General features: G+C 39.9%; 14 protein-coding genes. 7 read left to right on the plus strand and 7 right to left on the minus strand.

Features of this window, described 5'->3' with window-relative positions; translation table 11 throughout:
* Positions 1 to 123: 123 nt before the first annotated feature.
* Positions 124 to 741 (minus strand): transcriptional repressor LexA, encoded by a 618-nt coding sequence (lexA, locus tag FHG08_RS02870; protein ID WP_010392379.1) that lies wholly within the window; start codon positions 739 to 741, stop codon positions 124 to 126.
* Between the two features lie 305 nt (positions 742 to 1,046).
* Here lexA and FHG08_RS02875 point away from each other — a divergent pair, with 305 nt between their 5' ends.
* Both FHG08_RS02875 and FHG08_RS02880 read left to right on the plus strand, forming a co-directional pair.
* Entirely contained in the window at positions 1,047 to 2,537 is a 1,491-nt protein-coding gene (locus FHG08_RS02875) for a M12 family metallo-peptidase (RefSeq protein ID WP_178956744.1), read from the plus strand.
* A gap of 150 nt (positions 2,538 to 2,687) precedes the next feature.
* Complete coding sequence (locus tag FHG08_RS02880) at positions 2,688 to 3,131, plus strand: PaaI family thioesterase (protein ID WP_138608368.1); 444 nt, start codon at positions 2,688 to 2,690, stop codon at positions 3,129 to 3,131.
* Between the two features lies 1 nt (position 3,132).
* Here the strand turns inward: FHG08_RS02880 and FHG08_RS02885 are convergent, their stop codons facing one another.
* Positions 3,133 to 3,513, minus strand: coding sequence for a hypothetical protein (locus FHG08_RS02885; RefSeq protein WP_008114170.1), 381 nt, complete (start codon positions 3,511 to 3,513; stop codon positions 3,133 to 3,135).
* Between the two features lie 246 nt (positions 3,514 to 3,759).
* Here FHG08_RS02885 and FHG08_RS02890 point away from each other — a divergent pair, with 246 nt between their 5' ends.
* Together FHG08_RS02890 and FHG08_RS02895 are read left to right on the plus strand one after the other, a co-directional pair.
* Positions 3,760 to 4,467: a hypothetical protein gene (locus tag FHG08_RS02890; protein WP_178956745.1), complete on the plus strand. Its 708-nt coding sequence runs from the start codon at positions 3,760 to 3,762 to the stop codon at positions 4,465 to 4,467.
* Between the two features lie 91 nt (positions 4,468 to 4,558).
* Positions 4,559 to 5,212, plus strand: a complete 654-nt coding sequence (locus FHG08_RS02895; RefSeq protein ID WP_138608372.1) for an endonuclease — start codon at positions 4,559 to 4,561, stop codon at positions 5,210 to 5,212.
* Positions 5,213 to 5,219: 7 nt separating this feature from the next.
* Here the strand turns inward: FHG08_RS02895 and hmpA are convergent, their stop codons facing one another.
* Entirely contained in the window at positions 5,220 to 6,401 is a 1,182-nt protein-coding gene (gene hmpA, locus FHG08_RS02900; RefSeq protein ID WP_138608374.1) for an NO-inducible flavohemoprotein, read from the minus strand.
* 20 nt (positions 6,402 to 6,421) lie between these two features.
* Positions 6,422 to 7,654: an NnrS family protein gene (locus FHG08_RS02905; protein ID WP_178956746.1), complete on the minus strand. Its 1,233-nt coding sequence runs from the start codon at positions 7,652 to 7,654 to the stop codon at positions 6,422 to 6,424.
* 428 nt (positions 7,655 to 8,082) lie between these two features.
* On the opposite strand from FHG08_RS02905, the gene norR reads away from it, so the two are divergent.
* Entirely contained in the window at positions 8,083 to 9,648 is a 1,566-nt protein-coding gene (norR, locus tag FHG08_RS02910) for a nitric oxide reductase transcriptional regulator NorR (RefSeq protein WP_178956874.1), read from the plus strand.
* A 5-nt stretch (positions 9,649 to 9,653) separates the two neighbouring features.
* Here the strand turns inward: norR and FHG08_RS02915 are convergent, their stop codons facing one another.
* A complete protein-coding gene (locus FHG08_RS02915; RefSeq protein WP_178956747.1) occupies positions 9,654 to 10,550 on the minus strand; it encodes a LysR family transcriptional regulator in 897 nt (298 codons plus the stop codon).
* Between the two features lie 117 nt (positions 10,551 to 10,667).
* Between FHG08_RS02915 and FHG08_RS02920 the strand changes: the two genes are divergently transcribed.
* Positions 10,668 to 11,234: an NADPH-dependent FMN reductase gene (locus FHG08_RS02920; RefSeq protein WP_138608382.1), complete on the plus strand. Its 567-nt coding sequence runs from the start codon at positions 10,668 to 10,670 to the stop codon at positions 11,232 to 11,234.
* Positions 11,235 to 11,241: 7 nt separating this feature from the next.
* On the opposite strand, the gene FHG08_RS02925 is transcribed toward FHG08_RS02920, so the two are convergent.
* Complete coding sequence (locus FHG08_RS02925) at positions 11,242 to 11,685, minus strand: TerB family tellurite resistance protein (RefSeq protein WP_138608384.1); 444 nt, start codon at positions 11,683 to 11,685, stop codon at positions 11,242 to 11,244.
* A 95-nt stretch (positions 11,686 to 11,780) separates the two neighbouring features.
* Here FHG08_RS02925 and FHG08_RS02930 point away from each other — a divergent pair, with 95 nt between their 5' ends.
* Positions 11,781 to 12,161 carry a hypothetical protein gene (locus FHG08_RS02930; RefSeq protein WP_138608386.1) on the plus strand — a complete coding sequence of 127 codons (381 nt, stop codon included), beginning with the start codon at positions 11,781 to 11,783 and terminating at the stop codon, positions 12,159 to 12,161.
* Between the two features lie 65 nt (positions 12,162 to 12,226).
* On the opposite strand, the gene FHG08_RS02935 is transcribed toward FHG08_RS02930, so the two are convergent.
* Complete coding sequence (locus FHG08_RS02935; RefSeq protein ID WP_178956748.1) at positions 12,227 to 12,823, minus strand: hypothetical protein; 597 nt, start codon at positions 12,821 to 12,823, stop codon at positions 12,227 to 12,229.
* Positions 12,824 to 12,833 lie beyond the last annotated feature (10 nt).

Genomic DNA, 12,833 nt, shown 5'->3' on the forward strand with positions numbered 1-12,833 from the left:
TTTATAACAATATTTAGCGATTTTTAAAAATAACAAAAAGCGATTCACAAGCAATATCGTACAAAAATAATGCATGTAAAAACAGCGCCTAATCAATATTAAGCGCTAGGTTATGCTTAACTATCACATCCAATCAGCGTTACGAATAACACCCACCGCTAAACCTTCAATATTGAAAGATTCATTTTCCAAATCAACTTCAATGGCTGAAAACTCGTCATTTTCAGCATGCAGTAATACTTTTCTGCCGGCTTTTTCTAGACGTTTAACCGTAACATCATCATCCACTCGAGCAACAACAACCTGACCATTTTCAGCTACTTGAGTTTTATGTACAGCGAGTAAGTCGCCATCCATAATGCCAATATCTTTCATGCTCATGCCGTTAACGCGCAGTAAAAAATCAGCCGCAGGTTTAAACATTAAAGGGTCAATTTTACAGTGGCTTTCTACATGCTGTTGCGCCAATATTGGCTCACCCGCAGCAACTCGACCAATTAAAGGTAAGCCCAGTTGCTCTGGCTCTTCTTCTTCAACAAGCTGAATGCCCCGACTCGCGCCCGGCTTCATTTTAATCACACCTTTTTTAGCCAGTGCTTTTAAATGTTCTTCTGCAGCATTCGCACTTTTAAAACCCAGTGTTTGTGCAATTTCGGCACGTGTAGGAGGCATACCAGTATCTTTAATAAACACTTTGATAAGTTCGAGTATTTGCGCTTGGCGTTTCGTTAATGGTCGCATACAACTGGTTTTCCATACAGTACAATTAACTGTGAGTATATACAGTTATTTTAAAATCGCAAATATAAATTAAGTTAGCTCCACTGATAATAATTAGCTTATCGCACTAAGAATATAACCCGCTCTTAACTACTTAAAATTATTTTTGCACTGATTAAAGCAACCCATCAACAGTAAAAATAAAAAATGTATCTTAAAATTTACAACAATGGTTAATTTTAATGAGCGCTAATGTTAATTAATTGAAATAAAAATATTACCGTGTACACTTTATGTGGACAAAACAAATGTAAAAGGACTATGAAATGAAAAAATACTCACCTTTATTTATTGGGCTCCTATTCAGCGGCTATACACAAGCTCAAGTTCCGCTTTTTGAAGTGCAATATATTAATGAGCCACAAAGCGTGGCCACACAAACAAGTAATCAATTACAGTTTGGCCAGCCTCTTTTTGAGCTCACAAATAGCACAAATACCTTTCTTTTACCTGTTAAAGGTAACGACATTGAATTTATAAAAAGTTCAACAAGTTTGTCAGCAACGGGAAGCTTAATTTGGATTGGTAAAAGTTTAGAAGATGACGAAATAACACTTATTAAATCTGCAAAAGGCATTTCGGGTACTGTAAAAGTAGGTGAACAGATATATAAATTACAACCAAATAGGCACTCTGGTCATAATTTCATTGAATTAGATCCCCAAAAGCAGCCAGCTGAACATGCTCCCGACTATAAACAGTCTAATAACTTGGAGTTTATGAGTGAACAAATTTTAACAGCTCAAAACACTCAATCGGTAATGGCTAACGAAACGCAAAGTAATATTAGTTTATTAGTTTTATATACCCCAGCAGCAGCTCAAAAATCAGGGGATATAAATAGCTTAATTGATCTTGCGATTGTTGAAACCAACCAAGGTTATCAAAACTCAGGCGTCAACGCAGTTGTTAGCATAGCCCACATGAGCCAAATTAATTATACTGAAGCTGCAAACTCAAGTACTGATTTAAATCGTTTAGCAGCTAAGAACGATGGTTATATGGATGAAGCACATACATTACGCGATCAATTCGGTGCAGATGTAGTTATATTAGTAAATGATGTCAATGGTTACTGTGGCCAGGCCAAAGCCATTGGCGCTAATGCTCAAAGCGCTTTTGCTATGGTCGATTATGATTGTGCGACAGGCTACTACTCCTTTGGTCATGAGATTGGGCACTTACAAGGCGCTCGCCATAATCCAGAAAACGATCCTTCAACAACTCCTTATTCATTTGGACATGGTTACCAACAACCTCAATCGCAATGGCGTTCAGTGATGGCATATAATTGTCCAGGTAATTGTACACGTATTAATTACTGGTCGAACCCTAATAAATCATACAATGGAGATGTAATGGGGACTTCGGCAGAACATGACAATGCCAGAGTGTTAAACTTAACTAACCCTATTATTGCAAACTTTAGATCTTCAACCCCCCCAATTCCTGGTGACAATGTACTCCAAAATAACCAAGCAATTATGGTTAATGGTGCAAAGAATAGCGAAAAATTATTTACATTTGTAGTACCAAGTGAAGCAACACAAGTTACTTTTAGAACATCAGGTGGTAGTGGTGATGCTGATATATATGTAAAATTTAACGAAACGGCATCCACAAATAATTTTGATTGTCGCCCATATAGAAATGGCAATAATGAGAGCTGCAGTGATACTCGCAGTGGAAATTACTCTGTCATGCTCAAAGGCTTTGATGCTTATAATAATGTAGAACTGGTCGCTAGTTACCAATAATAAGCAAGCTACATAAGCAGGCGTCGTAGTATGGCGACCTGCTTAAATTAAGCTAAAAAAATTTTATTTGCTATCACTCACGACAAGATTTAAATTTCACCTTAATATGAGCTCAATTTTATATTTTTAAACATTCTTTTAGGAGCGAGTATGAGCATTTGGCATCAACCAATTACATTAGAGTTTTGTAAGCAATTAGATCAAGGGATCACTGGCCAAGGCACGCTCATGAAGACCATGGGAATTGAAATCAGTGAAATTGGTGACGATTACTTAGTGGCCACTATGCCGGCAATTCCAGAGCATCATAACCCTATGGGTATAGTGCATGGTGGTGCCAATGTAGTGCTTGCTGAAACCGTAGCAAGTTATGCCGCTAACTTTGTAGTTGATTTCAGTCGATTTTATTGTGTTGGGCAAGAGATAAGCGCCAGTCACTTAAAAGCGTCACGCAACGGCACATTAACGGCTACCGCAAAAGCTTATCATATAGGTAAACGCAGCTCGGTTTGGGATATTAAAATAACCAATAGCCGCAATGAGCTTTGCTGCGTATCAAGAATGACCGCAGCAGTAGTCGAACGAAAAGGTTAAATTACTTTTCCAGAGGGTAAATAGTAACTTCTATGCCTGCGCCAATTGCAGATATGCGTAACAAGGTATCTGCATGTAGGGCCTGATTAAAACATTTTGGCGACGTACCCGACTCAAACCCCATATCAAAGGTTCTACGAGAACAACTTAACCATTGCTTTAATGCATTGCGTGAACACGACTCAATTAGCTCACATAAATGATTAATTGCTTTATCGGGTGTGGTTATTTCACCAGCTACTTCGATGCGTGCCAGTTGGCGGTATTCGTCTTTATCATAATGTAAAATGGTTGCGACCTTTTTTAAATCAGCAACTAATACGCTAATATCTTGCTTTGACTCAAGCTCGAGATCTACATTTAAAAATTGAATTTCCGACATTGTTTCGTATTTATCCTCTAATGGTTACCTTGCAAACTTTAACGCAGTTTTATCGTTATACCAAATCAACACCCTATAAATAGACACTTTATCAGTTAATACTCTTATTTTAGGATGTTATTGCGACTTACTATTAGCACTATTGTGCTGAAACTCAATTTGAATGCACTAGTGCGACATTTTGTCGCACCCACCCTGCCTACCATTCGCGTAAAATGTTTATTAAAAGTAATAAGATAAACACCTATGAAAAAAATATTTAAACCAGTACGTAAACTTCATAAATGGTTGGGCTACTTATTAGGTTTACAAATTTTAGCTTGGTTGCTTGGCGGTTTAATTATGAGCGCTATTCCGCTTGAAAAAGTACATGGTAATCACCTAGCAACACGCACCCTAACCAACCCCTTTAAAAGCCATGATTACGTCGCATCAATTGATGATATCGTATCCCAAGTAACCAACCCGACTAAAATAATCTTTACGCATTTTTTATCCACCCCACTTATAACTGTAACCAGTGCCGGTAACCAACAAAGTTTTAATGGCATTACCGGGCAACCATTTAAAGCACCTAACAAACAGCAAATAATTGCTAATGCACACGCACACTTACTTATTAATGCTCAACGAGTAAGCGCTGCTTTATTAGCTACAAGCCCACGAGAAAGCGGTTATAAAACAAATATATGGCAAGTGAAATTTAACGATACATTTAACACCACCCTCTATTTGTCATCAGACACAGGTAAAGTGATTACTGTTCGCAGTGATATTTGGCGAGTGTTTGACTTCTTTTGGATGCTACACATTATGGATTACGATGAGCGCGAGGATTTTAACAACCCGTTACTCATTAGCTTTGCTGCCAGCAGTGTGTTTTTTAGTTTTACTGGTTTTATTTTATTACTGCAAAACATCCGATTAAGAACAAGAAAACGTAAGCTATCCTGAGTTTTTAAGCAGGTTGTACAGAAAACTGATTTACCATTTAGGTTATTCTCTTTAAAATCGCGGCTCCTGTAGTTCACTAAAGTGATAGGATATGCCGCATTTTATTTTTGCGTTATTGCTTTGCGTTATCAGCTTTACTATTAATGCTGAGCAATTTACTCGTTTTTCCAGTGCTAAAAAACACTTAATTAAAACCTTACCAACCAATGCAAAAAGTATCTATTGTGGTTGCGACATAAAACGTAAAGGCAAAAAGTTAGTACCCGATGCAACCCATTGTGGTTATGTGCCACGCAACACATTTACCCGTTCAGGTAACGTGAACCAACGCGCTCTGCGAATAGAATGGGAACATATTGTACCCGCTTGGGAGTTCGGTCATCAGTTACAATGCTGGCAAGATGGTGGACGTAAAAATTGCCGTAAAGTAAGTGCAAAGTTTCGCATGATGGAAGCTGATATTAACAATTTAGCTCCCGCAATCGGTGAAATTAACGCTGATCGTTCAAACTATCGCTTTGGCATGTTAGCCCAAAATGCTAATCAATATGGTCGCTGTGAGGTTAAGGTTAATTTTAAACAACGCGTTATAGAGCCTCCGGTTTATGCACGTAAACGTATTGCCGATGCATACGCTTACATGCAAAAAACTTATGGTTTAAAAATATCAAATCAACAACAAAAGCTGTTTAATGCGTGGCAACAACAAGCTTATGCCGCAAAAACCGACAGTAAAAAGCTGTAACTTATGTTTATAATGCTTGGTGTGGTCCAAATATTTCGTAATGAATATTCGAGCTCTGTACACCTAAGTCAAGTAGTTGGCCTTTTACATAAGCCATAAATGAAGCTGGTCCACACAAATAAAATGCCCCTTCGCTAATAGGCAGTGATGCTTCAAGCACAGATAAATCCATAAGACCTGTGTAATCACATCCCCCACCACCTTGATTAAACCAGGTTAAGGTTTTTAGTTGTGGATGCATAGCCGTTTGCTGAGCTAGGTAGTCTTTAAATGAATACTCCAAGCTATTTTCACACGCGTGTAAGTAACTAATCGCTTGATTAGTATTGTCGCTCAATAGCGTTTGCAGCATAGCCATCATTGGGGTTTGGCCAACACCTGCAGAAATAAGCACAACGGGGCTTGTTGCATCTTTCAAAAAGAAATCACCTGCTGGTGGGTATAGCTCTACTCGTGCGCCCTGCTCTAGTGAGTGTAAATAGTTAGACACCACGCCAGGCTGTGGTTGGCACTCTTTTTTAACGCTAATACGATAGTTTTTAGCATTGCTCTTTTGCGAAATAGAATACTGGCGGATCTCTTCATATTCTGCCCCCTCAGGCTTAACTTTAATGCCAAGATATTGTCCTGGCTTGTGGGAAATAACAGCTTTGCCGTCTAAAGGTGTGAGGATAAAGCTGGTTACAAATTCAGACTCAACATGTTTATGAGTAATTTCAAACTTCCGTGTACCTACCCAGCCACCATGATTATTTTTACTGTGTGTATACAACGCTGCTTCTTCGGTAATACAAATATCAGCCAGTAGGTTATAAGCTTCTCGCCATGCGTATTCAACATCAGCTGTAAACTGATCAGGAATAAGCTCTTTAAGTGTGCCGATCAAATGCGCCCCTACAATAGGGTAGTGTTCGGGTAAAATATTCAAGCTGGTATGCTTATGGTTAATTCTAGCTAATGCCTCTTTTAACACGGCTAAATTATCAATATTTTGCGCATACGCAGCCAAGGCATTAAATAATGCAAATTGCTGACGACCCGTTTCTTGGTTAGTCATATTAAAAATATGTTTAAGTTCCGGGTTATGGCTAAACATGCGCTTATAAAAATGATCGGTGACGGCTGTGCCCGCTTCTGCAAGTAATGGAGCTGTACTTTTTACAATCTCAATAGTTTTTTCAGATAACATTTTGGTTTCCTATGGGTGAACTAACCACGACGCCCATCAACACGACGCCGCGTTAATATAGGAGTGCAGTGAATTAAAAATAATAAAAAGGCCAGTAACCAAAGCACAGCACTGATCTGCCAAGCTAGGTGTGGCCCAATAAAAGACGGGAGAAAAGCACGAATAATTGCGGCACTAAACACCAATACAAATGCAAGATTCATAAAACCAGGAATACTAAGTGAGCGACCGGTATGTCCTAGTGATACCCGTGTCATCATGGCTAAAATCATCATGCCGATACCACCAATAGTGATAAAATGCAGCGCGTCTTTAAACAGTATTGCACTGCTATAAAAACTGATTGCCACTAACATTAAACCTATACCTAAAGCTAAATACGCAAAGTGTAACGACCATAATAATGGGACTTTTAGGACTTGCTTGTTCCACCAGCAAACACCGCGAACTAAATGCAAAAACGCTGCACTCATCACAACTAGTGCCGGGTTAATTACAGTGAAAAATAATTTACTAATAAAAAATAATGCTATCGCCAATACCGATAAGTATAAAATAGCTTTATCTATGTTTGGTGTGCGTACCTGCTTAGATAAGCCCAGCCCTTTGGCAGTAAAAAAGGGTAATACACGCCCAGCTACAACCCCCACCAACAAACTTATAACCAGTACTGCGGTATCAACCATTACAAGCGCTAGCTGCGTTTGGTTTTTTAGCACTAGTATTAAATACAACATATTGAGCGTACATAAAAATGAAAGAATAAATAAAAACAAGTAGTTGCGTTTACTGCTCGCTTTTATCAACATGCTGGCTAACACTATGATTACCGAGAGCCACCAAACAACTTGTAAAATCAGTACCGCATAAACATTAAACTGATCAATGCTAGGCACAACTACAAAAAAACTAAGCCGTGCACTAAGCCATATTAGGCTAAGCCACATCAATGGTTTACCGTTAATACTTGCAACACCGGTCCATGTTTGTGCTGCAGTAAGTAAAAAGCCAGCCACAACCACGCCCGCAAAACCAAATAACATTTCATGTGCATGCCACAAATTAGCAGGCATAACTAAATACCACTGTGCATCGCCACTTAAAATAAGTAACCAATAACCCACAGATAAACACGCTAGTGATCCACCAGCTAAAAAAAAGGGTCTAAATGCCAACATCCATAATGACCATTGTGATACCTGATGAAATGCGACCTGCGCTGGCATAGGTTCGGCTAAGTTTATGGGCTTCATTAGCGCACCTCCTGCCCCAGTCCATGCTGCGCCACACAGCGCAGTACGTAACTCACTTTGACAATCGCCGCGAGGACAATCGTGCTAATGTGTGCAAAAATTTGTACCGGTATAGAAAAGTAGCCTGCATAGGGATAACTTATTAACAACGTAATCAACACCCCAAATACGCTAATACATAGCATCTTATTTGCATGAGATAGCAAACGGTAATACAGAGAATTAGACTTCACTGAATAATTAACCTGTCCTAAAAAAATACTGCTCATAACAACCCCAATAACTGCTTTCGTTATTTTGTTATTACACAGACCATGCCAATTAAATAAACACTTTAAATTCAATGCATTATTTAATTTCACTTTACAAAAAGAGTCTTTATGACCTACTATAAAAACCAATTAAATACACTAACAGGTCATTTTGACATGAACCAGCAATTCAACCTGACTCAAGTTGCCTTGGAGCTTGCACAAAGCACCTTACATGCCCACAGTTTTGAGCAGCTCTTAGCCACAGTTGAACGTGTTATTCCAAGTGATGCTAGCGCTTTGTTAATTCGCCAAGGCGAGCAATTAAAGCCTTTAGCGATTAAAGGTTTAATGCCTGATAGCTTAGGCAGGCGCTTTAACATTGCAGAGCATCCTCGCCTTGATGCTATTTGTAATCACCGCTTGGCACTGCAATTTGCACATGACTGCCCGCTCCCAGACCCATATGACGGCTTACTACTAGCTAAAACGGGTGATATTCCAGTGCATGCCTGCTTAGGGTTACCGCTTTATGATAAAGATTCGCTGCTTGGTATTTTGACCTTTGATAGCCTAAACGCTGATGCGTTTGACGGCATTACCGCTGATACGCTTAATACCTTACAAACCTTGTGCAGTGCGCACTTTAAAACAGCCCTAGAGCTTGCCCATTACAAACAACATGCCCAGCACTCAAGTGAATTAGTACAAGCGTTAAACCGTGAGGCGCTCAAGCGTGATGGTGGTGAAATTATTGGCCAAAGCCCAGTAATACAAACCCTTAAAAACGAAATAAAGCTGGTTGCAGCCTCTAATTTTAGTGTATTAATTTTAGGTGATACTGGGGTCGGCAAAGAGTTGGTGGCGCGTAATATTCACTTGCATTCAGCACGCAAAGATCAGCCATTGATCCATTTAAATTGTGCATCACTGCCTGAAAACCTCGCCGAAAGTGAATTTTTTGGCCATGCAAAAGGCGCCTTTACGGGGGCACAAAATGCTCGCCAAGGTAAGTTTCAATTAGCCGATGGCGGTACCTTATTTTTGGATGAAATAGGCGAGCTACCACTGGCAATGCAAAGTAAATTATTACGGGTACTGCAAAGTGGCGAAGTACAAACCGTTGGTGAAGACGAACTTAAATATGTTGATGTTAGAGTGATTGCAGCCACTAACCGTGACTTGAAACACGAAGTAGAACAGGGGCGATTTCGCGCCGACTTATATCATCGCCTAAGTGTGTACCCGTTAAGCGTAGCGCCTTTAAAAGCCCGTGATGAAGATGTTATTTTATTAGCCGGTTATTTTTTGGAAAAAACAGCTCGCAAGCTTGCGATTAAACAGCTAAAACTCAGCATTGAAACGCAATTACTGCTAAAAAAATATGACTGGCCTGGCAATGTAAGAGAGCTGGAACATGTTATTAATCGCGCCGCATTAAAAGCTAAACAGCATCAATGGCAGCAGCCAATTATTACTATTGAGCCAGAGCATTGCGAGCTAAATTTAAACGCTATTAACACCTTAGATCTTGAACACTCAAACCAGCTTGCAACCACACCTTTAACAAACAACATTTCGTTAAAACAAGCCACCGATACTTACACTCAGCAGCTTATTATACAGCAACTTAAACAACATAATTATAACTGGGCAAGCACAGCGCGAAGTTTACAGGTCGACCGCGCTAACTTAACGCGGCTAGCCAAGCGCTTGGGTATTTCTATAAAAAAGTCGTTGTAGCTTTTTTAACTTAATTTACGCTGCTTAAAATAGGTTTTTAATAACTGACTAAACGCTTGCACTTTCGCAGTACGATGCACTAAATGGTGCGTCACTAACCATAAGTCAGTAGGCCAACTTAGTTCGTTAGGTAATACAGGCACTAAATCAGAGTATTGCGCTGCAACATCATGTTGTAATCCGCCAATCCCTAGCCCCTTAACGATGGCGCGAGTAGCCTCTGAGGTTTCTGATACTCTAAGTTTAACTTGCGACGAGGGAATATTTTCATCAACCCACGCAAAATAAGGCACTTTGCCATTATAACCCGCGACTCCTGATACAAAATTATGCACCGAGAGTTGTGCTAACGTTTGTGGCAAGCCATAACGATTTATGTAATGTTTTGAAGCATAAAATCCTGACGAGAGTGCCGCTAAATGCTGAGCAATATAATCACCTTCATCCGGCCTGGGCCCTGCTCTTACAGCGATATGTGCTTGGCCATGGTCTAAGCGCAAACGCTTTTGATCCATAATCACTTGTAATTGCACTTGCGGATGCAAGGTCTGAAACTGCTCACATACCTCACTTAATACATCTATAAAACCACTCACAGTGGTAAGTAACAAGCTACCTTGTAAGGTACTATCTGCTGCAATTATGTCACTGTGTAAGCGTTCTAGCTCACCATTAATTGCTTGTGCTGTGGTAAATAACTTAGCGCCAATCTCTGTGACTTTGTAGCCACGAGCATGTCGGTGGAATAATCGCGCATCTAAGCTTTTCTCTAAGTTATTTATTCGCCTGAGCACCGTACTGTGATGAATATCTAGTGCTTCGGCAGCTGCAGTTAAAGTGCCTAAACGCGCCACCTCATAAGCAACCTTAAGATCTTGCCAATCATCAAATTGAATTGCCATAGTAACCACTTTTTAAATTGTGCATATACGCACACAAGTTTTGCGTTTATTTGGCTTTTCTGCAAGCAATTATTTGTTAAAGTCACTGCTGTACACAATCAACATTAGGATCAGCTCATGACTACACCAAAAATTATTGCCCTAGCAGGTAGCTTACGTAAAGACAGCTTTAATCAAAAACTTATTAATGAAGCAGCTCGTTTTGCACTAGAAAGTGGCGCTGAAGTGGAAGTGATCAAACTCGCAGACTTAGCCATACCTATGTTTGATGAAGATTTAGAAGCACAAGGCACACCGGCCGGCGTACAACAATTAAAAGACAAGCTGCGCACAGCAGATGGTATTTTACTGGCCAGCCCAGAATATAATGGTTCTATCACCGCAGTGTTAAAAAATGCCATTGATTGGGCGTCGCGCACCGAACAAGGTGCAGAGCCTGCATTTGCAAATAAAGTAACCGCTTTATATGCAGCATCACCGGGTGGACTTGGCGGCTTACGTGGGTTGAATCACGTGCGTGATATTTTATCTGGCATTGGCAGCTTAGTATTAGCTAACCAACTGGCAGTACCGGCTATTCATACTTTATTAGACGAAAATGGCCGTATTAACGACCCCGCTACCGCTGAAAAAGTGGCCGGCCTTGCACAGCAGTTAGTTAGCGTAGCGAGTAAGCTAAAATAAGCAGCGGCTATAACTTTGTTGCTGCAAGCTTTGCAGCAATAAAGTCTTCATGGGTAACATACAACAAGTTTGCAACACGACGAATAACGTACTCTTCTTGAGGATCAAGTTCACCATCCGCGTACGCCAAGCGCCAAAGTAGCTCAACTATATCAATACGTTGCTGTGCACTGCATTGATTATTAATTTGCTTAGAAAATTGAAAATAATCAATGGCATCATCTAAACTTGAGCTTGCTTGTTCGGTTAACTCATCTACTGCTTCATCAGTTAAATCAAAATATTTTTTTAATGTCAGACTTAGCGTATGTTGTTCATCTGCCTGTAAATCGTTATCCGCTCGCATTACTTCAATTAATAACGCTGCAACCGCTGTTTTTAAATCATGTTGTTCAATATCATAATCTTGCTGATCAATACTCGAAAAAAGCTGTTTAATTTGCTTGAACATCACATTTCCCCTTTTTGGGTGTTAGACTTATATAATAACGGGTGTAATAGATATGCTGATCACACTACCCAATATCAAGATGGAGTTAAAGGTTTATGAGTAGAAAAGCTAATCATTATCTATATGGAAGTATTAGCTGGGTGTTTTTAACAGCATGTTTGAATGTGTCGGCAGAACAAACTGAAATGCAGCGGCTATATGACTTTGATGAAAAGGTGCATTACAAACAAACTCAAATAGACACTAACAACTATCATCTAGAGATCCAATCTGATGACTACCCACATTTTAAAAACCAAAGTGTGTTTTTATTGCGCCACGCTAACCGCTTATGTCGCGATAACCCTTTTATGTTAAAAGTAACCGAAGGGGTGCAAGAGTATGAACGTTTTCCAACTAAACCACGCGCTTATCAGCCACCACTGAGTGTATTTGTGCAGTGTGAAATACCCGCAGAAAAAACCTCAAAAAAATAACCCCTCTTTACTTTTCAGTAAGCCACTGAGTATTAAAACAGCCAGTGGCTTTACTGACGCTGAGTTTAGTTAACGCTATATCCCCACGGCGCAGCCGGTGGTGTGATAGGCTTAGTTAAATCAAAGTCAACGCGGAATTCGCGACCTTGGCGAATGAGTCGGTAAGTAAACTTTTCAGGATAAATATACATTTGCCATGTATTGCCTACCGATTGTGGTATGCCTTGGCTAACAAATAACTCTTTTGAATACTGATCAGCAGGGAATGACTGCATGTTAGCAAAACCCGCATCAAGCGTATGACCACCATACATAGTAGACACATCATCGCTGCCATCTTGATGGCGGTGATCGTGCTTTAAACTCAACCCACTGCCTGTTTTAGTAATGATCCACGTACGTGAGGCATCATCACCCACATGAAACGGCACTTGTAGCTCACGTTCATTACACTTACGCACATGCATAACTAATTTTTTATCGGCAAATGAACTCGGCCCTGTGGCATTATCAACCGTTACTTTACCTTCAAAAGCTTTACCACAATGGGCAGCAATGTTATCAAAAAAGCCATCATGGCTTGGAATTGATACTAAAGGTGCTGGGCGTGCTATTGCAGCGGTTGATGCAAGCATTAGTGCTGCAGCTGTTAATAATTTCATAATGTATCCC

Source organism: Pseudoalteromonas sp. Scap03 (assembly GCF_013393115.1).
GTDB lineage: Bacteria > Pseudomonadota > Gammaproteobacteria > Enterobacterales > Alteromonadaceae > Pseudoalteromonas.